This window comes from Rhodococcus sp. Eu-32, assembly GCF_003336925.1.
Classification (GTDB): Bacteria; Actinomycetota; Actinomycetes; order Mycobacteriales; family Mycobacteriaceae; genus Rhodococcoides; species Rhodococcoides kyotonensis_B.
The window spans coordinates 77453-102551 of sequence record NZ_QGNK01000014.1; the positions used below are offsets into that span (position 1 = coordinate 77453).

Here is a 25099-nt window from a genome sequence, read left to right on the forward strand (position 1 = left end):
AATGCAGTTCTCCACCGACGAGTCCGTGTCGCTTCTGTCACGGCTCATAGCCAACAGGTGCGTCAACGACGGCACACCCGACTCCGGACAGGAGGTGCGCAACGCCGACACGATCGAGGAATATCTCGACGGCTCCGGCGTCGAGGTCACCCGTGTCGAGCCGCACCCGGGCCGGGTGAGCGTCATCTTCACGGTGAAAGGCGAGGACCCCGATGCATCGCCGCTGTCCTTGCTGGGACATACCGACGTCGTCCCTGCCGATCCGGCGCGGTGGTCCCGCGACCCCTTCTCCGGCGAGGTCGCCGACGGCGTTGTATGGGGCCGAGGCGCCATCGACATGCTGAACCTGACGTCGGCCATGGCTGTGGTGACCAAGCGCATCGCCGAGCGCGATCGCCCTCCTGCAGCAGATCTCGTGTTCGCAGCCGTCGCCGACGAGGAGGCGGGAAGCCGATTCGGCGTCGGCTGGATCGAGCAGAACCGACCGGAACTTCTCCCGTGGGACAACGCGATCACGGAGAGCGGCGGCGCGCACATCCCGGCCGGACACGCACCCACCGCAGGACCGGTCGTGACCGTCACCGTAGGTGAGAAAGGTGGATTGCCTCATCGGATCGTGGTGCGCACCGCGAGCGGGCACGCCTCCATGCCCTACGGAGTCGACAACGCAGCAGTTCTGATCGCGGAGGCGGTCGTGCGCATCGCACGTCATCGAACACCGACCCAGCTCGACGACAGTTGGCGCACGTTGGTGCGCGCGCATGGTTTCGACGAGCGCACCGAGCGGGCACTGCTGGACGCGCGCACCATCGACGATCACTTGCATGTCTTCGGCAGCGCTAGTCGATTCGCGCACGCCGTGTCGCATCTGACGATCACGCCGACGATCCTGCACTCCGGCGAGAAGTCCAACGTGATTCCCGGCGCGGGGCAGGTCGACCTCGATATTCGTCAGCTGAGCGGACAGAGCGCGGACGATGTCGATCGCGAGCTACGAGTTGCACTGGGCGACATCGGAGATCGATTCGACATCGTGCACCTCGGCAGCGGAAACCCGTCGAGCTCGTCGACCGACACACGCCTCTACCGCTCGCTCCAAAACGCTGTCGACACGGAGTTTCCCGGCGCGACCACCGTCCCGGTTCTCACCGGAGGCGGCACGGACGCCCGTTTCGTCCGCAAGCGCGGCGGTAACGCGTACGGCTTCGCGTTGTTCGAGCCCGACTGGAGTATCGGCCGCTATCGCACGTTGTTCCACGGCGAGGACGAGCACATCGACATCAACTCACTGATGCGCACCACGCGCGCGCTCGGACACGTCGTGACCGATTTTCTCGCACCAGAATCCGCCCGATCGAGCCAGCAAGAACGGACCTCTGCATGACCGAACCGCATTCCGACGATCCGTGGCAGTGGCCCGAATCCACCTGGCGTCCGATCGTCGAACACGTCCGAGCAGGACGAAGCCTCAGCCCCTCGACATGGCCGGGCGACGCCGATGTGGCCGTCGCCGTCTCGTTCGATTCCGACCACGAGACCCCCGCGCTTCGCGACGGCTCGGTGACACCGGGTGTGCTGTCCGGCGGTCAGTACGGCGCACGCGTCGCACTCCCCCGTATCGACGCACTACTGGCTCGCCACGAGGTTCCTGCGTCTTTCTTCGTACCCGCGGTGTCGGCGTTGCTGTACCCGGAGCAGATCGACGCAGCGCTTGCCGGTGGACACGAAATCGCGGTCCATGGCTGGATTCACGAACGAAACACGCTGTTGTCTCGTGACGACGAATTCGATCTGACGCTACGAAGCATCGACACGCTCGAGAAGCTTTCGGGCAAGCGCCCCGTCGGAATCCGAACGCCGTCGTGGGATTTCTCGCCGAACACTCTCGACATCATCCGCGAGCTCGGATTCCTGTACGACTCGTCGCTGATGGCCGACGACGATCCGTACGAACTCGTCGCCGCAGGCGAGCCCACCGGCATCGTCGAACTCCCCGTCGAGTGGATTCGGGACGACGCTCCTTACTTCGGAATGGCGCGTTTCGCCGGCCTCCGTCCCTACACCGCCCCCGGGGCCGTCCTCGATATCTGGAAGCGCGAATTCGACGGTGCGCGAGCTGAAAAGGGAGTCTTCCAGCTCACCATGCATCCGTCGATCATCGGCCACCGATCGCGGCTGTGGATTCTCGACGAGCTGCTGACCTACATCCGTTCGACGTCGAACCCGTGGTTCGCGACCCACGAACAACTGGCCACTCTCGTTGCCGGAAAGGACATTTCATGAGTCGTCACGCAGTGGTCACGGGCGCTGCATCCGGGATCGGGCTGGCCATTGCACGCCGGTTGCTCACCGACGGTTGGGACGTCACGCTCGTCGACGTACGCGACGGTGCGTTGGCGAAGGCGGCCGACATTCTCGGGCACGATCATTCGACCCGCGTCAGTGCCATCGTCGGCGATCTCGCGGATGCGACGTTCGCGACGGAATTCGTCGGCAACGCGTGGGACATCGCACCGGTGGACGGGCTCGTCAACGCGGCAGGTATCTACCCGGCGATTCCGTTCCTGGACGTCGACGCCGACGCATGGAACCGAGTTCAGGCCGTCAATGTCGTCGCGCCGCTGCTCGCGACGCAAGAGCTTGCACGCCGCGCCATCGCGACATCGACGACGCCGTCGGTGGTCAACGTCGCCTCGGGCGCGGCAACTCGCGCTCGCCCCGGTACTGCGCACTACTCGACGTCCAAGGCTGCGCTCGTGATGCTGACCAAGGCATCGGCAATCGAGTTGGGACCGTACGGTATTCGCGTCAACGCCGTATCACCGGGATTCTTCGCCGTCGACAGCGAGGTCAACCCTGTGACGGCCGAGTACGCGGAGCTTCTGTCGACGACCGTTCTGCCCGGTCCCGCCAAGACCGAGTACGTCGCCGACGCTGTGAGGTTCCTGCTCGGAGAGGACGCACGGTGGGTCAACGGAGCCAACGTGCCCGTCGACGGCGGAAGCTCCGCGGGCACCCGAAGCTTGCCCCAGCACTGGGACGACCGAACACACTGGCAATCAGGACATTTCACGACCGAACTCTCTGGAATCGAGCAATGAGCACACCACTACGGTCCTACACGTTCGTCGGTGCAGGCGCGATCGGCGGAACGGTCGCACATGCTTTGGCGAAAGCCGGGCACGAGATCACACTCGTCGACACCGACGCGAGCCATGTCGAAGCGATTCGAACCGACGGGCTTCGTATTCGCGCAGTCGATGGAACCGACGATGTCGTCCGCGTCGCCCATGCGTACACGCCCGAGGAGTACCCGACCGACGTGGCGGCGATCGATCGCGCCGTCATCTCGACCAAGTCGCAGCACACGCGAGACGCTGCGCAGTGGGTGGCACCGCGCCTCGCCGAATCCGGTTACGTCGTGTCATTGCAGAACGGCCACAATGAACCGGTCATCGCAGCCGAGGTCGGCTCGGATCGTGTCGTCGGCGCATTCGTCAACATCTTCACCGACTACCTCGAACCCGGCGTCGTATCGTTCGGCGGCGCGGGTGCACTCGCCGTCGGCCTGCCGGATGGAGGCGCACCCGACGCACGGGCACTGGAGGTGGCCGCCGACTTCCGCCGCTACGGTGACGTCGTATCGACTGCCAACGTCGGCGGTTATCGTTTCGCCAAGCGCGGTTTCGGGGGCATTCTCGGACTGACCACGCTCGTGGACGCCCCGATGGCCGAGATCGTCGACGCAAACCGCGACCTGGCCGCGGCCGTGGCTGTGGAGAGCACCGAGGTTGCCATCCGAGCGGGAATCACTCTCGAGAGCTTCGACGCGTACGAACCGTACGCATTCCGCGCCGACGCGCCCGCGGACGTGCGTGACGCAGCCTTGGACCGATTGGTCACGTGGCTCGCCGGGCAACCCAAGGATCGAAGCGGAGTGTTCCGCGACATCGCGGTCCGTAAAAGGCCCACCGAACGCGGCCTGCTCGACGACGGCTACGCAGCCCTCGCCGACCAGCACGGTCTCGACACGTCGTTCACCGCAGAACTGTTCGCGCTCCTCGGCCGAATCTCGGTCGGTGAACTCGACTTCTCCCCCACCCATCTCGACTCACTGCGGTCCCTTCTGAACACGAAACGAGAGAACTGATGAATTCGTATGCACCGCGACATGGACGGCGCTCCGCCAGAGCTGCCGCCGTCGCCCTCGCTGCGTCGTCGACGCTGCTGCTCGCTGCTTGCTCCGGTGGCGCGAACAGCAGTGGCGCACAGAACGGGACCCCGCGTGAGGGAGGCGATCTGAAGATCGCCATCGACTCGGATCCGATCTGCATCGACCCGAGTCAGACCAACCTGATCGCCAGCGCAGTCATCGGACGACAGGTCGTCGACTCGCTCGTCGAGCAGAATCCCGACACCGGAGAGTTCGAACCGTGGCTCGCGACCGAGTGGAGCGCGAACGCCGACGGAACGAGCTACGACTTCACGTTGAAGGACGGCGTCACATTCTCGGACGGAACGCCGCTGGACAGCACCGCCGTGAAGAACTTCTTCGATCAACTCGTCGCAAGCCCGGGCAAGACAGCAACGGCCGCAGGCTATCTCGCTGGTTACACGGGCACGACCGTCGTCGATCCGACACACTTCACCGTCGGATTCTCGGCCCCCAACGCACCGTTTCTGATGGGCGCGTCGAGTGCGTCGTTGGGAATCCTCGGCGAGACCACCTTGAAGACGTCGTTCGAAGATCGTTGCCGCGGAATCGGAATCGTCGGATCGGGACCGTTCGTACTGAGCGACTACACCGTCGGCGAAAGCGCCAAGATCACTGCGCGCGAAGGGTACGACTGGGCGCCGGCGGGAGCTGCGCATTCCGGTCGCGCCCATCTCGACTCCGTCACCTACCTCGTGAGCACCGAACCCAGCGTTCGCAGCGGTGGCCTGAAGTCCGGTCAGGTCGACGTCGCGACCACGATCCAGTCGCAGGACGAACAGACGCTCAGTGGCGGCGGATTCTCGATTCTGTCGCGCACCAACCCCGGAGTTCTCATCGGCGCGGCACCCGATCTGTCGCACTCGGTCATCCTGCGCGACCCACAGGTGCGCAAGGCACTGCAGTTGGCCATCGACCAGCAGGACATCGCCGACACCGTGTTGACCCCCACCTACGGCACGGCACGCAGCCTCCTCGGGGACACGACCCCCGGATTCACCGACCTTTCGTCCGAGCTGACCTCCGACAAGGAACAGGCGAAGAAGCTGCTCGACGAGGCGGGGTGGAAAGTCGGTTCCGACGGGATCCGCGAGAAGGACGGCCAGAAGCTGTCGCTGAGCATTCTGTACTTCTACCAGGTCAACGTCTACGAGTATTTGCAGCAGCAGTTGCGCGCAGTGGGTATCGATCTCCAGCTGAACCAGGTCACCTCGTCGGAGTTCACTCCTGCGTTCAACACGCACGCGTACGACCTCCGATCGGTGTCGTTCTCGCGACCGGATCCCGACATCCTGCGTACCGTCTTCGGCCAGGCCAACCTGAACTCCGCAGGCCTCGACCCTGCCGACCCCGCGACCGTCGACTTCGAAGGCCTGCTGGCCGCACAGCGTGAAACGACCGATCAGGCACGTCGGAACGACATCGCGTCGGACATCCAGTCGACGCTGATCGAGAACGACTGGGCATACCCGTTGAGTCAGCTGGTTCAAGTCATCGGTGTCTCCGACGACGTGACGGGCCTGCGTTTCGACTCGTTCTCGCGGTTCCTGGTCTACGACGCCGGATTCAGCGAGTAACGCCATGTCACGGTACATACTCCGTCGCATGCGCCATGCCGTGCTCGTGCTGTGGGCGGCATTCACGGTCTCCTTCGCCGTGCTGTTCGTCGTGCCGGGAGACCCCGTCACGATGGGTCTCGGCACCGAACAGCTCCAATCGCTGACGCCGGAGCAGATCGACGAACTGCGCGCACAGGCAGGCACCGATCGACCGTTCTACGTGCAGTACGTGGACCAATTGTGGAATGCACTCCACGGCGACCTCGGGCATTCGTATCGAAATGGAGTTGCCGTGACCCGGACCCTGGCGGACGCGGCGCCGTCGACTCTCGAACTCGCTGCGTCCGCCCTCGTCCTCGGTGTCGTTCTCGGTGTGGCCCTGGCCATCACCGCGACACTCACCCGATCTGCGTGGCTGCGGGAACTGCTCGTCTCGCTGCCACCGTTGGGCGTGTCACTTCCATCGTTCTGGATCGGACTCGTTCTGCTGCAGGTCTTCTCGTTCCAGCTGGGTTGGTTCCCTGCCTTCGGTGAACGTGGACTGTCCGGATTGGTACTCCCCGCGATCACGCTGTCGATCCCGGTCGCAGCCATCACCTCGCAGGTGCTGATCAAGTCCCTGACGACGACTCTCGCCGAACCGTACTCTGATGTACTGCGGGCGAAAGGCGTCGGGCGTTTTCGCATCTTCTTCCGGCATGCGCTGCGCAACGCATCGCTGCCGGCGTTGACGACTGTCGGCGTCACCGTCGCGACGCTTCTCGGTGGTTCGGTCCTGACCGAGACCGTCTTCTCACGCAACGGACTCGGACAAATCGCTGCGACCGCGGTGGGCCAGAAGGACATCCCGGTGGTCATGGGTGTGGTGCTCGTATCCGCAGTCGTCTTCGTCGTCGTCAGCCTTGCGATCGACCTACTGTATTCGGCACTCGATCCCCGGGTGCGTATCGAAGGAGCCAGGGCATGAGCACCGCACTCGACGTCGTGGTCGGCGAAGCAGCCGTCGATTCACGACCACCACGTCGACGACGTACCGGCGTCGCAGGCCGCGTCTTCAGCGCGTCGATGCTGTCCGCCTCGATCGCGATCGTGGCGCTCGTCGTTCTGTGGGCACTCGTCCCGTCGCTCTTCACCGATCAGGATCCTCTTCTCGGGGTCGGCGCCGAGAAGCTGCAACCGCCGAGCGGCGCGCACTGGTTCGGCACCGACCAGGTGGGCCGGGATCTGTTCGCCCGCATCGTGTACGGCGCATCCCTGTCGCTGACGGGTGCTGTCATCGCCGTGGTACTCGCGCTGGTTGTCGGCTCGCTCCTCGGCCTGCTCGCGGGGTTCGTCGGAGGTCGCACCGACGACATCATCATGCGAGGCGCCGACGTCATGCTGTCGATTCCGAGCATCCTGCTGTCGATGGCGATCATCACCGTGTTGGGTCGCGGAGTGGTCGTCGTTGCCGTAGCCGTCGGAATCGCGAGCATCGCAAGCATCGCGCGCACGATGCGCAGCGAGGTCCTGAAGGTTCGTGTGGCCGACTACACCGATGCAGCGCGTGCGGCCGGTGTGCGTTGGTGGACCATCATGTTCGCCCATGTCCTCCCCAACGCCCGTGGTCCCGTCGTCGTCCTCGCGACGATCGAGTTCGGAACCGCGTTACTGGCGATCGCTGGGCTCAGCTTCCTCGGTTACGGAGAACCGGCACCTGCTCCCGAATGGGGAGCGTTGATCTCGACGGGCCGCGACTACATGGCTACCTCCTGGTGGTTGATCACGATTCCCGGACTCGTCATCGTCGCGGTGGTCCTGTCGCTCAACCGGGTGTCGCACGCACTGCAGGATCGCAAGAGTTTCACGTTCCGTGGAAGGAAGAGAAAATGACCGAATCGTCCCGGCCTCTGCTGTCGGTCCGCGGCCTGACGGTGCGGTACGGATCAGCCGACGCGGTCGCACTCGACGACGTCTCGTTCGAAGTGGACCGTGGAGCGATGGTCGCGATCGTCGGCGAGTCCGGATCGGGCAAGAGCACCACGGCGCTGTCGATCATCGGATTGCTCGGCGCCACGGCCTCGGTCGAAGCAGGAAGTATCAGGTACGACGGGACCGAGCTCACCGAATTGTCCGACCGCGCCCTTCGCCGGTTACGCGGCAACAAGATCGGATTCGTTCCACAAGATCCCACTGTGTCCCTCGACCCGACTCAGCGCATCGGTGGGCAGATCTCCGAGGTTCTGGAGATTCACGGTCATGCCAGTCGCAAGGATGCTCCGACCCGGGCAGTCGAGATCCTCGGGGCGGTAGGACTGTCCGAGCCAGAGCGTCGTGCCCGCCAGTATCCCCACGAGTTGTCGGGCGGCATGAGACAACGAGTGCTCATCGGCATGGCGTGGGCGTGCGAACCACAGCTGATCATCGCCGACGAACCGACCAGTGCCCTCGACGTCACCGTCCAACGCCAGGTGCTCGATCGCCTCGACACTCTGCGCCGGGACAGCGGTACGGCGGTACTCCTCGTCACGCACGACCTCGCAGTCGCTGCCGATCGCGCGGACCACCTGATCGTGATGTCCGGCGGACGCGTCGTCGAGCACGGATCGACGTCGGAGGTTCTCGCGAACCCACGGCACGAGTACACCAGGCAACTTCTTTCGACGGTCCCCACCGAGCGGGCGGCGTTCGCGAAGAAAACCGTCGGCTCGAGGACAGCTGCGACGCCCGTCGTCGTCGCCCGAAATCTCGTCAAGGAATTCGAGGCCGTCGACACCACCGGAAAGCGCACGCGTATCACGGCCGTGAACGACGTCGGCTTCTCCATCGAACGTGGTCGGACGTTCGCGCTCGTGGGTGAATCGGGGTCCGGCAAGTCCACGACGGCACGGATGATCATGAACCTCGACAAGCCGACTTCCGGCACCGTCACCTTCGACGGCACCGACACGTCGACCCTCGGTTCGGGCGAATTGCGGTTGCTACGCAAGCGTTTTCAACTTATCCAGCAGAATCCGTACAGTTCGCTCAGTCCGCGCTGGTCGGTCGCGAAGATCATCGAGGAACCGCTACGCGCGTTCGGAGTGGGCTCACGCACCGAACGGGCTGCACGATCCCGAAAGCTACTCGACCAGGTGGGTCTCCCGACGTCGTTCGCGTCCCGCCGAGCGAGCGAGTTGTCCGGAGGGCAGCGCCAGCGCGTCGCCATCGCGCGTGCGCTCGCGGTCGAACCCGAGCTGATCGTGTGCGACGAGCCGATCTCCGCCCTCGACGTGTCCGTGCAGGCACAAATCCTCGATCTGCTCGCCGACCTTCAACGCGAACTGTCGGTGAGCTACCTCTTCATCTCCCACGACCTGTCCGTCGTACGCCTGATTGCCGACGACGTCGCCGTCATGAAGGAAGGCCGGATCGTCGAGCACGGTCTCGTCACGAACGTGTTCGATTCGCCGACGCACGAGTACACGGCAGCGTTGATCGATGCGATCCCGGGTCGACGCGCCTCCGTAGGAACCGAACATGGGTAAATATGATGGCCCGATGGCACCCACCCGCCCGGGCCCGAGCAGCGCTCCCGAACCGGAGCGAGTCACCGCGATCGACTCCGCCTCGGTGCAGTACGCACGCCTTCGCGCAGAACTCGTCGATCACGTCTTTCCACCGGGAACCGTTCTGCTCGAAACGATGCTCAGCGCACGTTACGGAGTTTCTCGCACTCCCATCAGAGATGCACTGACCAGGTTGGAGCACGACGGTCTCGTCGAGCGCGTCGTACGCGGGTACCGCATTCGCGTGGCCACGGCCGAGGACATCATGGAGCTGTACGAGGCCCGAATCGCCCTCGAGTCGGCAGCCGCATCCGCAGCGGCGCTGCGCCGGACCGAACTCGACCTCGCGCGACTCGAGCATCTCGCCGAACTGTTGAGCGAGGCCACCGAGATCGAGGAGATCTCGTCCGTCAACGCCGACTGGCACCGAACACTCTGGACGGCCGCACACAACAGCGTGCTGTCGGATCTTCTGGACCGTGTCATCACGCAGATGCGATTGTTCGACGACTCTCCCGTCGGCGCTCCGAACAGCCTGGAGAAGACGGTCGCCGAGCACGAAGCGATTCTCGTTGCACTTCGAGCGAACGACGCCGAAGCCGCACGTGTCGGAGTGATCGCGCACCTGAGCCGTACTCGCGATGTTCGGCTCGCGAAGTTGGCTCAGGTGCGGCCCTAGGTGCTCCTCCGACTACAGCGGAATCCCGGCGGGAACCACAGGAAGGGCGAACTCGTCGGCGTCACGTAGCGTGTCCGCGTCGACCCCGGCGAGTCCGCGGCGAACGAGATCGCCTGTGGCTTGGTCGGATCGGGCGATGCGACGCTCAATCGCCCGTCGCACCTCCACTCGCGCCGCTGCAGTCAACTTCCCGGATGCGAGAGTGTGCAGCGCATGTCGGGCGATCGTGAATCGGACGGACACCGCGTCGGCATGCTTCAGCAGGGCATCGACCACCGAATCTATCGACGGTACAGCCGAATCGGTGGCGTGCTGCTGGTGGATTCGATTGAGCCGCTCGGACGACAGCACCTCCGACGCGACCAACGAGGCTGCGGCTTCGGCATAGGCAACGGGGTCGAAAGCGGCGCCGAAGCGACTGCCGAGGTTCGATGCGGCGCGTTCATATCCGATCGACGGCGGGGTCAGCCGATCGATCAACGCGGTGTCGATCCGCAGGACGTCGTCGGACAGCAGCTTGGACAACTGACGAAGAGCTTTACGCTGCATTTTCGGAGACGCGGTGGTGACGGCGTCGACCCCGTCGCGGCCCTGGCCGTACGAATAGTCGACACCGCCGAGATATCGCGCGACTGCTTGTACCTGGAATCGATGCAGGAAATACAGGGACCCCAATCGCGCCTCGACTTCGCCCAGGGGCGATTCCGCAGGTGCGACGCCGACGCCGAAGTCCGCCAATGCTTTCGCACGAACCGCGAGAATGTGATCGAGTGCGGCAAAGGCGTCGGGAATGTCGTCCGAGTAGCGAATCGTCCACGGAACGGCGCGCCAGCTGGTCGCTCGCGGTGAATGACCGTCGGGGTCGTTGAGATAAGGAAGGTGCGAGACCGAGGCTCGTACTCCGTCGAGGTCGTCACCCGGACCGTACGCATGTGCGACGAGGAAGCGGTCCCACGGGCCCAGCTCGTCGGGATAGGCGTTGCGCAAGGACAATTCACCGTCGGGCCTGATGTCGATGGACGCGTGGGGATAGTCCATCACCGATGCGACGGGATGTCCGTTCGAGGCGAAGTTGTGCTGAAAACCGAGCGCATGCCCGACCTCGTGCGCGGCGAGCTGCCTGATTCGCCGAACGATGGCCTGTTCGATGTCTGCGAGCCGCTCGGCCTCGTCCTCACGACCGTACGGACTCAACAACGCCTCGAACAGAATTCGTAGTTGGGTGACACGCTGCGAACCGAGCCTGACACTGCCGCGGACTATCTCACCCGTGAACGGATCGGCTACCGAATGTCCTATCGACCAGCCGCGACCGGATCGGTGGACCCACCACACGGGGTTCGTGCCGATCTCCCAGGGATCGCGTTCGGCAGGAAGCACTTCCACGCGGTAGTCGTCGGGCCTGCCGATCGCAGCGAAGCCCTGCTGCCACCACGATGCGCCGTCGAGGACTGCCTGTAGATACGGCTCGGGGATACCCGGGTCGACCGAGAACACGATGGGGCGGTCCTGGGTACGAAATCTGGGCTGGAACGACACGTCGATGCTCGATGATCCGACCAGTGCAGGGTCCTCGTAGCGATTTCGCCAGCCGCCGGAGCCCGGATGATACGGGCGCGGTTCGAAACCGCCGGGAAGTGGAACGAACGAGAGGCGCTGCGTGAATGTCAACGACCGCGGATCGGGCACGACGCGAACGAGCGCAGCAGGGGGGGTGTCGGTTGCTTCGAATGTCACGGCAGCGACGAGTTCGGTGTTTCCTGCGAACGATCGCGCCTGTCGGGTCAGGGGAAACGACCTGTCCGCGACTCGCCGATACTTCACCGAGCCGGGGGGCGCGCCGACCGGTTGGACACCGGGGTAGATCGCCGCAGCGAAGTCATGGAGGTCGGATACGAGGAAATCGGTGATGTCCACGTACGCGTGCGCTTCCGGAACCGAATCCGCAACGAGCTCCGCGAGCGTCGCGACGTCGACGACCTCACCGCTGAACACCACGGACCGCGCGAACGAGTCGTCGACCGGACGTTGGGAGGGCCCGGCTTCCTGCCGACCGTTCGCGAACGACGCGGTGAGGTACTCGAGTACGACCCGTTGCCCGTACCGCACGAAGCGCGCCAACCGCACCGGCCCTGGATATCCGCGATCGAGCGGAATCTCGCTGGCGCCGACGCCGGTCTCGAGACCGCCCGACAACAGGAAAGCGGTGCCCAGGTTGCGGATACCGAGATGGACACGGCCTCGATCGTGGTCCGCGACCAGCGGGAAATAACCGTCGTGTGCGGTGGTTGAAGCGACACTCATGATGACGACGTTAGGCACCGGGACACGAAGCGTCCAGACTTTGCATCACGGTGTATTTAAATGTGCTCACGCGGATACATTGCAGGACCGACGGTCCATACGGGTCCTCGCCATAGCGCGACAAGAAAACGTAGGCACGAAGATGTGCCTACGTCCCGAGGGGATATACTGGTCCAGCCGGATCGATCACTCCTCGGACTCGTCCTCGCCCTCCGCCTGACTGGTTTGCAGTTTCGCCTTGTCGACGAGCATGTGCGGATCCGAGTCGGGATCCTGATCAGGGTCGTAGCTTTCGGGCCGGTCGGGTTGTGTCGCGTCTGTGCTCATTGTGCGGCGATACCCGGACGACTCCGATCGAATCCTCGTCATATCTCCCTTCGCGTTTTCAGGCCGCTTCCACACACGAGAAAGACGGTTTCACGATCGCGCGACTCTCACCGTCGAGGGGGACCAGAAAATCGCTTCTGACCAGGAAGGAGTAAGCCCCTACTCCGGAGACTTCGTTCTGCACCAAGACAAGCCCGTCGTCCCGTACGTCTCGAACGATGACGTCTACGGGAGTCGAGCCGGGCATGAAGGTACAGCGGTCGCCAACGTGCATTGCAGACCTGTACCCGGCCCCCGGACACTTCACACCTCCTCCGTTCGGCCAGAGTTCCCTCGGGCACTCAGCATACGAAAACCCGACCTAACGGACGCCCGCGTCCGCCGAGCTGAATTCGTCGTACCGCAGAACGGCCGCGACGCCGTCTTCGGGCGTGAACCGTTCGTCCGTGCGCACGATCGACGCACCCACGCGAACAGCTGCCGCAACCACTGCCTCGTCGGCCGGAACGGTCTGTGCGTCGGAGGCGCCGTACTCGGACAAGGCGTCGACGTCGGCCGCGACCAACCCGTCCGCCGACACCACGGTCCGTTGGCCCAGATCGCCCACGATGAGCGTGTCCACGTTGCCCGATCGCAGAGCGGAAGACACACCTTCGATGCCCTGCGCCGCTCGACCGGTGCCCTCGTACTGCTGAAACCGCTGGACAGCTGCATCCACCGCCGCCAGGCGACGTCGTGCGAATTCCTCGTCGATCTTGTCCCGGGTCGCCTGCGTATCAACGCCTGCGGAACGCGAGGCGCCGTCGATGGTCACCGCACGCTCCCGGACTCGGTCGGCCACGTGTTCGAGCAACTCTGCTCGTGCTCGAACGTCGCCACCGAGAAACACGACTCCGACGTCGTACCTGTCGACCGCTGTGTCCAACTCGGCTGCGACAGCACGAATATTCTTGCGAGCAGCCTCTTCCGCCCGTGGTTGAGGATCGCCGTAGCCTGCCGTTTCTGCACTCGACGCCTTGTGCACCGGATAGCCGTCGCCGTCGACGGACGTCGTCCACGTGTCCCCGTCCTCGGAGTGCAGAGTCAGATCCGCGCCCTGGTGGTCGACGAGAGCAACCGCGTACGCGACGGATTCGGCGCCGTGTTCGACGATGGGAACGAGGTAGGGCAGGTCCGACACGCGTACTTCGGTCTTCACGGCGGGACGTACGAGATGCTCGTCCACGAGCACTCCGTTCCGACCGGCGATGACAACGCGGCCACTGGGCCCGGACGGTGGGGTGGCCACGGTCATGGCGGTCTCGATCGCGCCGGTCAGGGAGGCGTCGGCGCCACGCTCTTCGAGTTCTTCGATCACCGCACGGGCGGTCAACTCGGCCACGGCAGACGCGTCCTCGGAGGTGTGCGTGTCGTCGTAGTACACGGTGGCGAACGGTCCCGGCTCGTCCACAAGCGCCCGAAATCGATGTGTCTGCATGGGTGTCACTCCTTCACGAACGTATGCAGTGCTCCCTCTCGGGTGCCCGACTCGCGCCCAGGCAAACCCTGGGTGTCAGGCCGGACGTCGTGAATGTTTCTCATCGATCTTTCGAATCAGTTCGCGATTTCTCCACCCCGATGCCGACGGGCGGTTAGGTTGCAAGTGTGGCTGAGCGCGGGGCAGAACCGAAGGTCTCACTGTTGCGCCGGACGGCGCTGCGCGCGGTCCGGCTGCTGTTCAATCCCCTACGGCCGGACGACTATCTATCCCTCATCAACCCGCTGTGGACGACGCGGGAGTTGCGTGGACAGGTCGTGCGCATCGCTCCTGAGGGCTCCGACGCCGTGTCGGTGTACATCAGGCCCGGGTTCGAGTGGACCGGTCACATTCCCGGCCAATACGTTCGACTCGGGGTACTGATCGACGGGCGCTACCACTGGCGTGCGTACTCGTTGACGTCCGACCCCGATCCCGTGGACGGCCTCGTCAGCGTCAGCCCGAAGCTGGTGCCCGACGGCACCGTGTCGCCGTACCTGGTGGGAACCATCAGGACCGGGGACATCGTTCGTCTCAGCGAAGTGGAAGGCGAGTTCACCCTCCCGGATCCGCTTCCGGAGAAGATGGTCTTCATCAGTGCGGGCAGCGGAATCACGCCCATCATCAGCATGCTGCGCAGTCTCGATCACCAGGACCGAATCTCCGACGTCGTCGTCGTGCATTCGGTGCACAGTCGCGAACAGCTCATGTTCGCGGACACCCTCGAAGAATTGGACGCTCGTCACGACGGGCTACGCCTCGAACTCCGCATCACCAGCGACGAGGGACGAATGAAGGCGTCGGAACTGGACCAGCTGGTTCCGGATTGGAGGGAGCGCGAAGCATTTTGCTCCGGACCGGGCGAACACCTGGAGGATCTGCGGTCCTACTGGAAGGAGCAAGGTGATCCCAACCGGTTCCATCACGAAAGCTTCCAGCCCGTCATCGGCGGTGACGCCGGCGACGGTGAAGGCGGAACGGTCCGGTTCCTCAACAGCGACAAGGAGGTCGAATGCGATGGCGGCACGACCATCCTCGCCGCGGGAGAGAACGCAGGCCTGGACCTGACCTTCGGCTGCAGGATCGGCATCTGTCACACGTGTGTAGGAACTTTGAAATCAGGACGGTTACGAGACCTGCGCAACGGGGAAGTCTCGGAGCCGACAGGACAAGCGGTTCGCATCTGTGTGAACACGGCAGAAGGCGATATCGCCATCGAACTCTGAACTTTGCACGACACCGAAGGGAACACTTGTGAGCATCGACCATGCCCCCCGAACCGAGCCGGTCAATCCTCTCGCGCATCTGAGCGACGAGACCATCGCCGAACTGGCCAAGGAATTCGACGCGATCCACGACGAGGTGTACGCCAGCCTCGGCGCGAAGGACCGTAAGTACATCACGTCGGTCATCGCGGCGCAGAGGCAACTCGTCGCCGCCGGCCGTGTGCTGTTGCTGGGCTCGACGAGCAAACCTGCGTGGGTCGCGGGAACCGCATGCCTGGGCGTCGCGAAGATTCTCGAGAACATGGAGATCGGCCACAACGTCATGCACGGACAGTGGGACTGGATGAACGATCCGGAAATCCACTCGTCCGTGTGGGATTGGGACACAGCGTCCACCTCGGAGTCTTGGAAACACTCCCACAATTTCGTGCACCACACGTACACGAACATCCGAGGCAAGGACAAAGACCTCGGTTACGAAATCATGCGGATCGACCCCAACCAGAAATGGCACCCGGTCTATCTTTTCCAGCCCTTCTACAACGTACTGCTGATGGCCTTCTTCGAATGGGGTGTCGCTCTGCACGATTTGGACATCGAGGCCATTCGCCGAGGTGAGAAACCGGCGAAAGACGTCCTCCACGACCTGAAAGGCATTGCGGGCAAGGCACGACGTCAATTCGTCAAGGACTACGTGGGCTGGCCGGTCATCAGCGCGGGAGCTTTCGCCCTCGCCCAACTCGCCAGCGGCGGCCGACTGCGCGAGAGCAAGAAGTCGAGACTCGCTGCGCGACTACGGAAGTCGTCGACATCATCGGGCGTGTCGAAACTGGCATCGCTGTTGGACAAGCGGTTCAGTGGCGTCGAAAGCACGTTCCTGTCCACACTTGCGGCCGACTTCACCGCGAACATCATTCGGAACGTGTGGGCGCACGGCATCATCTTCTGCGGCCACTTTCCCGACCAGGCGTACACCTTCAGTCAGAAAGAGGTGGAGAACGAGACGCGTGGTGGCTGGTACGTGCGTCAACTCGTCGGCGCGGCCAACATCGACGGCGGTCCCCTGTTCCATTTGATGAGCGGAAACTTGAGCTATCAGGTCGAGCACCACCTCTACCCCGATATGCCGAGCACCCGTTACTCGGAAGTGGCGCCGAAGGTGAAGGACATCTGCGAGCGATACCAGTTGCCTTACAACACCGGACCGCTGATGCAGCAGTGGGGCATGGTGCATCGCACCATCGCGCGACTCGCGTTCCCCGGTGGGAAAGCCCGTCCGAAGCCGGGTCCGTACCGTCCCGAGGAAGCATGGCGACGAAAGTTCAGTGAGGAGCCGGGCGAAAGCGAGGCGGCTCGGTCCCGCAGCCGCGTCCCGGCCGGCCATCCGGATGCAGGCCCCGAACATTCGTCCGGGGGCGTCGACGTCGAGCCGCCGCCGCGGGGCGACGACTGACGGCGACACAGGCGTTCACGTCATGCCACCAACGGAGCTCCGGTAACCGCTCGGACCTGTTCCTCGGTGATTCCGGGTGCGGTTTCGACGAGCCGGAGTCCGCCCTCGGTGACGTCGAGGACGGCCATGTCGGTGATGATGCCCTGTACGCATCCCTTGCCCGTCAACGGAAGTGAGCACTCCTCCAATATTTTCGGCTCACCTTTCTTGGAGACGTGTTCCATCATGACGATGACGCGGCGGGCGCCGTGGACGAGATCCATGGCCCCGCCCATGCCCTTGACCATGTGGCCGGGGATCATCCAGTTCGCCAGATCTCCGTGCTGGCTGACTTGCATGGCACCGAGGACGGCGACGTCGACCTGGCCGCCGCGGATCATGCCGAACGAGGCCGCCGAGTCGAAGTAGGACGCACCCGGCAGGACGGTGATCGTCTCCTTGCCCGCGTTGATGACCTCGGGGTCGAGTTCGTCCTCGGTCGGGTACGGCCCCACACCGAGAACGCCGTTCTCCGAATGCAATACGACGGTGATGTCAGTCGGCAAATAGTTCGGCACGAGCGTCGGCATCCCGATGCCAAGGTTCACGTACTCACCGTCATGCAATTCCTGCGCGACCCGGGCCGCCATCTGTTCACGGTCAATTTGATGATCGTCTCGCTCATGCCCGCACCGTCCGCTGCTCGATTCCTACCGTCACCTTGCCGACGTGCACCACACGCTGCACATGGATGCCCGGGGTGTGAATCTCGTCCGGACCGATCTCACCGGGCTCGACCAGTTCCTCGACCTGCGCGATCGTGATCCGTCCCGACGCCGCCGCGGGCGGGTTGAAGTTGCGTGCGCTGGCATGAAACACCAGGTTGCCGTGCCGATCACCTTTCCAGGCGTGCACCAGTGCGTAGTCGGCGACGATGCCGCGTTCCATCACGTAGGTGACTCCGTCGAACTCGCGGGTCTCCTTCGGAGGGCTCGCCACCGCGATGCCGCCGCTGCCGTCGTAGCGCAGCGGCAGACCGCCGTCGGCGACCTGTGTTCCCACGCCCGCCGGGGTGAAAAACGCCGGGATACCCGGCCCGCCCGCCCGCAGTCGCTCGGCGAGTGTGCCCTGCGGCGTGAGCTCGACCTCGAGTTCACCGGCGAGATACTGGCGCGCGAACTCCTTGTTCGACCCGACATAGGAGAAAATCGTGCGACGGATACGACGCTTCTCCAGCAGCACACCGAGCCCGAAACCATCCGTACCGCAATTGTTGCTGACGATCTCCAGATCGGATGCGCCGTGATCGAGCACGGCACCGATCAACACCTCGGGAACCCCGACCGACCAGGCCGAAACCACCCACGGCGATCGACGCCCCATCCGGCAGATCGGCCACCGCGTCGGCGGCGCTCGCTACGACTTTGTCCATCATGCGCTCGACCATACGTGCGCACCGACGGGTCATTGTTCTGGCTCACCCCGAGAGTGCTCGAACTCGGCTACAGCTACCTGTCCTCGCTCACGTTGCCCGACGTCGCCGGTCCCCACCTCGAGGCGTTGTCGCAGCGGGTGCACGAGTCGTCGTCGGTGTCCATCCTCGACGGCGACGACGTCGTCTACGTCGCCCGCGTCCAGGTCTCACGGATCATGACCGTCGCGATCACCATCGGCACCCGCTTTCCCGCCTACGCCACCTCGATGGGCCGAGTGCTGTTGGCAGGACTGTCATCCGTCGAACTCGACGCCTACCTGTCACGACTGAATCCGACACCGCTGACCGGTAAGACCATCACCGACATCGCATCCCTTCGCGCCGAACTCGAATCCGTTCGCACACAGGGCTATTGCCTGGTCGACCAAGAACTCGAAGCCGGTCTGCGCTCGATCGCGGCACCGATCCACGACACCGCCGGCGTGGTCGTCGCCGCAGCCAACGTGTCGACGCCCGCCGCCCGGCACTCCGCCGCCGCCGCCCGCGAACACCTCCTCCCCGCCCTCCTGGCCGCCGCCCAAGCAATAGACACCGACCTACGCCGCCTGGACACGAACTCCACCGACAAACAAGGACATCGACATGCCTGACGCCGTCATCTGCGAACCCCTCCGCACCCCCGTCGGGCGCTTCGGCGGCGTGTTCTCCGGCATCGCACCCGAAACTCTTGCCGCTGCCGTGATCACCGAACTCGCCTCGCGCACCGGCATATCCGGATCCGACATCGACGACGTCATCCTCGGCCAGGCATCACCGAACGGGGAAGCACCCGCACTCGGCCGCGTCGCCGCCCTCGACGCAGGCCTCGGCATCGACGTCCCAGGACAACAGATCGACCGCCGCTGCGGATCCGGCCTCCAAGCCGTCCTACAGGCCTGCATGCAAGTACAGACCGGCGCCAGCGACCTCGTCCTCGCCGGCGGCGCAGAAAGCATGAGCCAGGCCGAGTTCTACACCACCGGCATGCGCTGGGGAGTCAAAGCCGACGCCATCGCACTCTCCGACCGCCTCGCCCGCGCCCGCGTCACCGCAGGCGGCAGAAACTTCCCCGTCCCCGGCGGCATGATCGAAACCGCCGAAAACCTACGGGCGGAATTCTCCATCAGCCGCGCCGACCAGGACGCCCTCGCCGCCGCCTCCCACCACAAAGCCGTCGCCGCCCAGAACAACGGTGTCTTCGCCGAAGAAATAGTCGCAGTCGCTGTCCCACAACGCAAATCAGATCCCGTCGTCGTCGACACCGACGAACACCCCCGTGCGGACACCACCATCGAATCCCTTGCGAAACTGCGGGCGATCCGTTCGAAGCTCGACCCCGACTCCACCGTCACCGCAGGCAACGCCAGCGGCCAGAACGACGGCGCCGCCCTCGCGATCGTCACCACCCCCGAGAGGGCCGCCCAACTCGGCCTCAGGCCCATCGCGAAACTCCTCTCCTGGGCCGTCGCAGGCGTGCCGCCGCGGACCATGGGCATCGGACCCGTCCCCGCCACCGAGAAAGCCCTCGGGCGAGCCGGACTCACGATGAACGACATGGGCGTCATCGAACTCAACGAAGCGTTCGCCGCACAAACCCTCGCCGTCCTACGCACCTGGAACATCGAACCCGACGACCCACGGCTGAACCCCCACGGCTCCGGCATCTCCCTCGGCCACCCCGTCGGCGCCACCGGAGCACGCATCCTCGCCACCCTCCTACGCGAAATGCGGCGCCGCAACACCCGCTACGGCCTCGAAACCATGTGCATCGGCGGCGGACAAGGCCTCGCAGCAGTGTTCGAGCAGACGAGCTGAGTCCGGTTCGACCGTCGGTGACGCCAGTGCATGCAGCGGACTGTCATCGCCAGCAATCGAGGCATGACGACATACGCCGACGTCGGCACGACGATCGCGGTGAGCAGCAGCGCTCGACACCACGTCGGCCACGTGGCAGTCGTCGGCACGACCGACGCCATCAGGGTCATCCCCACCGCAACCAACGGGAAGATCGACAACCAGGTGATCAGAACCCTGAGATGTGTCGACGGAGTCGGAGGCCCGGACGGCATCGGTCGTCGACGACGCCGGCTACTCGAGGCGCCGTGGCGATCGAGTGCGACATGATCCAACACGGTCGACGCCACCGCCAGCGTTTCCATCGAGCGCACTCCTCCATCTCCAACCGAACAGTTGGAGATGGACATTACCCGTCGAGAATATCTATCTCCAACCAGATGGTTGGAGTTGGGTAGAGTCGACTCATGGCGTGGGACACCGAACGTACGAAGACGCTCCTCCTCGAAGCGGGTGTCGACGAGTTCAGCGAGTACGGGTTCGCGGGCGCCCGGGTCGAACGCATCGCGACCAAAGCCGGGGTCAACAAAGAACGCATCTACCAATACTTCGGCAACAAGGGTTCGTTCTTCTCGACAGTTCTCGCGCAGCAAGTGGCTCTTTTCTCGACCGCAGTTCCACTGATCGGGCACGGCCCGTCTGCGATCGCCGACTACGCAGGTAGACGATTCGACTTCGCGATCGAGCACCCCCGACTCACCAGACTGCTGTTCTGGGAGGGACTCGAAATACGCAGGGCGGCAATCGAAGATCCGCGTCGCGAACACGCACGCAGGTTGATCGACAGCGCCACGAGTGCCCTGCCGACACTGTCGGCAGCCGACGCTTCCGAACTGATACTGACCGTCATCACCCTGGTAGACGGATGGGTGGCTCTGCAAACCACCGATCGCCAGTTCGCGGACACCGAAGTGACGACCGATGACCGAAACGACCGCAGACGCGAGTTCATCGTCATGACGGTTTCCGCGGCGACCACCGCAGCCGTGGAACGCGGTCGAGGAGATGATTCTCGCAGAGCGAGATGAACGGAACGGACCACGTCGTGGATCCGAACCCGTTGTCGCCCTTGCGGTTTACGCCTTTTTCGAGCGGGTAGGCACAGAATGCGCGCCTCCGCCGTGCGTGTAGCACCGCGTTCCACCTTACCCGCGAGCAGACTTGGAGAAGACCCACCGTGAACGACGCATCACAGCTCACCGTGCTGGTCACCGGGGCAACCGGCAACCTCGGCACCAGCGTCGTCGACGCCCTGACCCGCAATCCCCGCGTCGGCAGAATCATCGGACTGGCGCGACGGGCGCCGACGCTGCAGCCGGACAGGACGACGTTCGTCGAGGCCGACATTGCGAAAGACGATCTGCTGCCGTTCTTCTCGAACGTCGATGTGGTAGTTCATCTGGCGTGGCAATTTCAGCCCACCCGCGATCCTGCGCACACCTGGAGCGCAAATGTATTGGGCGCACTCGCAGTGTTCGACGCGGCCGCACGCGCGCACGTACCGTCGCTGATCTACTCGTCGTCGGTCGGCGCTTACGCGCCCGGACCGAAAGATACTGCAGTGAAGGAGGATTGGCCCACACACGGGTGGCCCGGCGCCGCCTACACGCGCGAGAAGTCGTACCTCGAACGCGCACTCGACGCGTTCGAACTTCAACATCCCTCGATGCGCATCGTCCGCATTCGTCCCGCGTTCGTGTTCAAACCCGAAGCCTCGACGGAACAACGTCGGTTGTTCGCGGGTCCGTTCCTGCCGCCACAGTTGGTCCGGCCCGAGTTGATCCCGTTCGTTCCGAAACTACCGGGCCTCGTGTTCCAGGCAGTGCATTCCGCCGACGTCGGTGACGCATTTTCGCGCGCTGCCACCAACCACGCGCATGGAGCCTTCAACATCGCCGCTGAACCACCCGTGACTGCCGCGGTGCTGGCGGACGTACTCGGCGCCCGGGTCGTACCGGTTCCGGTCATGCCGGTTCGCGCACTGGTGACCCTTCTGTGGAAGCTCCGGATCGTGCCCACCAGCCCCGACCTGCTCGACGCGGTTCTGCGGTTGCCACTGATGGACACTTCACGCGCCCGCACCGAACTCGGGTGGCAACCGCGTCACACCTCGGCGGAAGCGTTGTCGGAGTTCGTTCGAGGTGTTCACGAAGTGCGTGACGCGCCTACTCCCCCGCTGTCGGAATGAACGCTGGTTCCGATTCAGCCGACACTGTCCGGACCTGGAAGTCGGTGCATCAGCACGGTGGCTGCGTCGAGGACGAATTCTCTGTCGAGTGTGAACAGATACTTGTAACGGGGACCTCCGTCGTGTGCGCGCCCGTCGTGCACGGCGATCAACGCGCCGTGGAACAACGGATCGACGACGATCATGGACCGTTCGAGCGCCAGTGGTTCATCGGAGCCGATGCCGACGACACGGTAGCGGTGGCCCGCAGGCGCGGGGCGAGAATCGAACACCGCGGTCAACGCTGTTCGTGACGCCAGGTCATCGAGCCGCGAGCGGTACGCGTCGGACATTTCGGTCGAGGTCGACGCGGTGACCAGCACGATCCCCGTCGATCCCGCCGATTCGGCACGGCGCAGAAGCTCGTACTCGCAGTACTCGACGAGTTCTTCACCGCCGTGCCGGAGGCGAGAGTGTTGCCGAGCGAGACCGCCCGGCGTCACCGCTACCGGCGCTCGCACCGTCACCGCTGGTTGCGTCGTCCATCGATCGACGACGCGGGCATGGGCGTCGAACACGGGAAGTGCGCCGGGCGGACCGTACAACCAGCCTTGGCCCCACACCGCACCGATGTCGTGTGCCCACCGCTCGTGGGCCTCGGACTCGATTCCCTCGGCCAGAACGACGGCGCCTGTGCGGTCTGCTTCCGCGCCGACCGCGGTGAGGATCGCGGCGGTCTCCCGAGTCGAGCGACCATGAGTCAATCGCATGTCGAGCTTGATGACGTCGGGTCGCACCAGCGCCAGCAGCGCCAAACTGGATGCGTCCGCGCCGACGTCGTCGACAGCCACACGCCAGCCGTTGTCTCGAGCCTGTGCCACGGCGCCCAGAAGCCCGGCGACGTCCGACATCAATTGGCGTTCCGTTATCTCCACGATCACCGACAACGATCGTGCCTCGGCGAGCAATCGACGCGACTCCGGCGGTGGCGGCGCGCCGAGCGCAGCGGGCTCGGCATTCACGAACAGCTGAAGATGCCGGGGAAAGCGGGCCGCAAGAGCCCCCTGTACTGCGGTGAGCCGGCAGTGCCAGTCGAACTCGACCATGCAACTTCGGTCCTCGGCGTCCGTGAACAACTGCTCGGGGGACGTGGAGGGACTGTTCGCCGACGGACGCACCAGCGCTTCGAACCCGACCACCGTGCGGGTGTCGAGCGCGACCACTGGCTGATAGACCGGACGAATGTCCGGCAAAGGGGTGCCACCGGTCGAACGGTCGGCCTGCGGGCTCTGCACGTGCGTCTCTCCTGACATCGTCCCAGCGTCCCTCGACCGGAATCCATTGTGCCTTCAGTTCTGCATTCTTCACCTCGGGCATACGAAAGACCGGACACGAGGCGGACAAGATATACAGTCGGTCGAGACCGATGAACCGACCGAACTGGGGCACGATCACATGGCAGGCCGAGGACATAACCTGTCGAACCCGCACCACGCGTTGTTCGCCGACAGGTACGTGGTTCGAGAGGTCATCGGCAGGGGCGGAGCAGCAGATGTCGTCCGAGCCGAAGATGTACGACTGGGCCGGACGGTTGCACTCAAGATTTTTCGTCGCGACCGGGGCGACTTGCCGGATCGCCGACGCATCGAAGCCGAGATGCAGACGCTCGCTGCCCTGTCTCATCCCGGCCTGGTGACTCTGTTCGACGGCGGGACCGCTCTGGACGATCAGGGCTTCGAGGCGCCGTACCTCGTCATGGAGTTCGTCGACGGTCCCACCCTGAATCAGCTACGGGCCGGAGCATGTCTGCCTCTTCCCGATGTCGCCGGACTCGGCCGCGACGTGGCCACTGCGCTCGCTTACATCCACTCCGCAGGCGTGGTTCATCGCGACGTGAAGCCGGCGAACATTCTCGTCACACCGCCGACCGTGCACGCCCACCGATCGTTCAAGCTCACCGATTTCGGCATCGCACGCGTCGTCGATGCGGCCAGATTGACCGAACACGGCACTGCCGTGGGAACCGCACACTATCTGAGTCCCGAACAAGCTCTCGGAAGTACGACGGGCCCACCCACCGACGTGTATTCACTCGGTCTCGTCTTGATCGAATGTATCGGTGGCCGCATGGTTTTCGAGGGTAGCGCCATCGCCGCGGCCGTCGCACGTCTGCATCGTGATCCCGAGGTGCCTGCCGGGCTGCCCCCGGAGTGGGCGAGACTGTTGTCCGAGATGACTGCTCGCCGACCCGAGGATCGTCCCACGGCGGACGAGGTAGCCGAACGACTTGCCACGGTGGACACACTGGATCGCCCATCGGTTCCGACAGGCGACCTGGGCACCTGGGTCTACCCTGCGATCACGGAAGTCCCTGTGCCCGAGGTGAATCAGATGGAACCTCCGCCTCGGCGACGAGTCGGTCGGCTGACCGCGGGCGTCGCAACGGCGGTCGCCGGACTGGTCGCCGTCGCGGTGGCGTGGAGTTCCCAGACTTCACCACAACCCCCGACAAGCGACCCCCGAGCCGAAACGTCGAGTCCAGCCCCGTCGACACCGACCACCGCGACACCCGAAGCAGCAGAACCCATCTCGTCGCCGTCCACCGCGTCCGTCATCGTCGAACCGGTGGCACCGGAGACGTACCTGCCCGAGACACCCGCGATTCCGGCTCCTCGACTGCCTGCGGACATTCCGCCGGCAGAGTCGGGCAACAACGGCAATGGCAATGGGAACGGCAATGGCAACAACGGCAACGGCAACGGCAACAACAAAAGTGGCGGCAACAACGGTAACGGGAACGGCAGAGGCAACTGACGGTTCG

23 protein-coding genes are annotated in these 25099 nt (G+C 64.4%); 17 read left to right on the plus strand and 6 right to left on the minus strand.

What is annotated here, in order from left to right; all coding sequences use genetic code 11:
• The first annotated feature begins 1 nt into the window (after position 1).
• Genes DK926_RS17455 through DK926_RS17495 form a run of 9 tightly spaced genes read left to right on the plus strand, consistent with a single transcriptional unit; the run spans position 2 to position 9978 of the window.
• Entirely contained in the window at positions 2-1384 is a 1383-nt protein-coding gene (locus tag DK926_RS17455; RefSeq protein ID WP_114331456.1) for a M20/M25/M40 family metallo-hydrolase, read from the plus strand.
• Positions 1381-2283, plus strand: coding sequence for a polysaccharide deacetylase (locus DK926_RS17460; RefSeq protein ID WP_114331457.1), 903 nt, complete (start codon positions 1381-1383; stop codon positions 2281-2283). Before DK926_RS17455 ends, DK926_RS17460 begins: the two co-directional genes overlap by 4 nt.
• Complete coding sequence (locus DK926_RS17465) at positions 2280-3101, plus strand: SDR family oxidoreductase (RefSeq protein WP_114331458.1); 822 nt, start codon at positions 2280-2282, stop codon at positions 3099-3101. Before DK926_RS17460 ends, DK926_RS17465 begins: the two co-directional genes overlap by 4 nt.
• The gene (locus DK926_RS17470) at positions 3098-4150 is read left to right on the plus strand and encodes a 2-dehydropantoate 2-reductase N-terminal domain-containing protein (protein WP_114331459.1); all 1053 of its coding nucleotides are present in this window, start codon (positions 3098-3100) and stop codon (positions 4148-4150) included. The genes DK926_RS17465 and DK926_RS17470 overlap by 4 nt, the downstream gene beginning before the upstream one ends.
• Positions 4150-5790: an ABC transporter substrate-binding protein gene (locus tag DK926_RS17475; protein WP_114331460.1), complete on the plus strand. Its 1641-nt coding sequence runs from the start codon at positions 4150-4152 to the stop codon at positions 5788-5790. The genes DK926_RS17470 and DK926_RS17475 overlap by 1 nt, the downstream gene beginning before the upstream one ends.
• A 4-nt stretch (positions 5791-5794) precedes the next feature.
• Positions 5795-6739 carry an ABC transporter permease gene (locus tag DK926_RS17480; protein ID WP_114331461.1) on the plus strand — a complete coding sequence of 315 codons (945 nt, stop codon included), beginning with the start codon at positions 5795-5797 and terminating at the stop codon, positions 6737-6739.
• On the plus strand, positions 6736-7644 hold the full coding sequence (locus tag DK926_RS17485; protein WP_114331462.1) for an ABC transporter permease: 909 nt from the start codon (positions 6736-6738) through the stop codon (positions 7642-7644). Before DK926_RS17480 ends, DK926_RS17485 begins: the two co-directional genes overlap by 4 nt.
• On the plus strand, positions 7641-9278 hold the full coding sequence (locus DK926_RS17490) for an ABC transporter ATP-binding protein (RefSeq protein ID WP_114331463.1): 1638 nt from the start codon (positions 7641-7643) through the stop codon (positions 9276-9278). The genes DK926_RS17485 and DK926_RS17490 overlap by 4 nt, the downstream gene beginning before the upstream one ends.
• Positions 9279-9291: 13 nt before the next feature.
• Positions 9292-9978, plus strand: a complete 687-nt coding sequence (locus DK926_RS17495; protein ID WP_114331464.1) for a GntR family transcriptional regulator — start codon at positions 9292-9294, stop codon at positions 9976-9978.
• Positions 9979-9990: 12 nt separating this feature from the next.
• Here DK926_RS17495 and DK926_RS17500 read toward each other — a convergent pair whose 3' ends face one another.
• The 3 genes from DK926_RS17500 to DK926_RS17510 all read right to left on the minus strand — a co-directional run bounded on the left by DK926_RS17500 (position 9991) and on the right by DK926_RS17510 (position 14086).
• The gene (locus tag DK926_RS17500; RefSeq protein ID WP_114331465.1) at positions 9991-12282 is read right to left on the minus strand and encodes a zinc-dependent metalloprotease; all 2292 of its coding nucleotides are present in this window, start codon (positions 12280-12282) and stop codon (positions 9991-9993) included.
• A gap of 186 nt (positions 12283-12468) precedes the next feature.
• Complete coding sequence (locus tag DK926_RS26670; RefSeq protein WP_165839597.1) at positions 12469-12609, minus strand: hypothetical protein; 141 nt, start codon at positions 12607-12609, stop codon at positions 12469-12471.
• Positions 12610-12970: 361 nt separating this feature from the next.
• Positions 12971-14086 carry a hypothetical protein gene (locus DK926_RS17510; protein WP_114331467.1) on the minus strand — a complete coding sequence of 372 codons (1116 nt, stop codon included), beginning with the start codon at positions 14084-14086 and terminating at the stop codon, positions 12971-12973.
• 167 nt (positions 14087-14253) lie between these two features.
• On the opposite strand from DK926_RS17510, the gene DK926_RS17515 reads away from it, so the two are divergent.
• Both DK926_RS17515 and DK926_RS17520 read left to right on the plus strand, forming a co-directional pair.
• Positions 14254-15351 carry a ferredoxin reductase gene (locus DK926_RS17515; RefSeq protein ID WP_165839598.1) on the plus strand — a complete coding sequence of 366 codons (1098 nt, stop codon included), beginning with the start codon at positions 14254-14256 and terminating at the stop codon, positions 15349-15351.
• 34 nt (positions 15352-15385) lie between these two features.
• Entirely contained in the window at positions 15386-16804 is a 1419-nt protein-coding gene (locus DK926_RS17520) for an acyl-CoA desaturase (RefSeq protein WP_114331525.1), read from the plus strand.
• Positions 16805-16824: 20 nt separating this feature from the next.
• On the opposite strand, the gene DK926_RS17525 is transcribed toward DK926_RS17520, so the two are convergent.
• Positions 16825-17433 carry a CoA transferase subunit B gene (locus DK926_RS17525; protein ID WP_114331468.1) on the minus strand — a complete coding sequence of 203 codons (609 nt, stop codon included), beginning with the start codon at positions 17431-17433 and terminating at the stop codon, positions 16825-16827.
• 31 nt (positions 17434-17464) lie between these two features.
• Complete coding sequence (locus tag DK926_RS17530; protein WP_243636872.1) at positions 17465-18145, minus strand: CoA transferase subunit A; 681 nt, start codon at positions 18143-18145, stop codon at positions 17465-17467.
• Between DK926_RS17530 and DK926_RS17535 the strand changes: the two genes are divergently transcribed.
• The 5 genes from DK926_RS17535 (at position 18086) to DK926_RS17555 (ending at position 22299) form a co-directional block, all read left to right on the plus strand.
• Entirely contained in the window at positions 18086-18868 is a 783-nt protein-coding gene (locus DK926_RS17535) for an IclR family transcriptional regulator C-terminal domain-containing protein (protein ID WP_243636873.1), read from the plus strand. The genes DK926_RS17530 and DK926_RS17535 overlap by 60 nt on opposite strands.
• The gene (locus tag DK926_RS17540; protein ID WP_114331470.1) at positions 18861-20072 is read left to right on the plus strand and encodes an acetyl-CoA C-acetyltransferase; all 1212 of its coding nucleotides are present in this window, start codon (positions 18861-18863) and stop codon (positions 20070-20072) included. Before DK926_RS17535 ends, DK926_RS17540 begins: the two co-directional genes overlap by 8 nt.
• 63 nt (positions 20073-20135) lie before the next feature.
• Positions 20136-20381, plus strand: a complete 246-nt coding sequence (locus DK926_RS26675; RefSeq protein WP_165839599.1) for a hypothetical protein — start codon at positions 20136-20138, stop codon at positions 20379-20381.
• A 137-nt stretch (positions 20382-20518) separates the two neighbouring features.
• Positions 20519-21139 (plus strand): TetR family transcriptional regulator, encoded by a 621-nt coding sequence (locus tag DK926_RS17550; protein WP_114331471.1) that lies wholly within the window; start codon positions 20519-20521, stop codon positions 21137-21139.
• A gap of 149 nt (positions 21140-21288) precedes the next feature.
• Positions 21289-22299 carry an NAD-dependent epimerase/dehydratase family protein gene (locus DK926_RS17555; protein ID WP_114331472.1) on the plus strand — a complete coding sequence of 337 codons (1011 nt, stop codon included), beginning with the start codon at positions 21289-21291 and terminating at the stop codon, positions 22297-22299.
• 14 nt (positions 22300-22313) lie between these two features.
• On the opposite strand, the gene DK926_RS17560 is transcribed toward DK926_RS17555, so the two are convergent.
• On the minus strand, positions 22314-23591 hold the full coding sequence (locus tag DK926_RS17560; RefSeq protein ID WP_114331473.1) for an EAL domain-containing protein: 1278 nt from the start codon (positions 23589-23591) through the stop codon (positions 22314-22316).
• A gap of 142 nt (positions 23592-23733) precedes the next feature.
• Between DK926_RS17560 and DK926_RS17565 the strand changes: the two genes are divergently transcribed.
• Positions 23734-25092: a serine/threonine-protein kinase gene (locus DK926_RS17565; RefSeq protein ID WP_114331474.1), complete on the plus strand. Its 1359-nt coding sequence runs from the start codon at positions 23734-23736 to the stop codon at positions 25090-25092.
• The last annotated feature ends 7 nt before the right edge of the window (positions 25093-25099 follow it).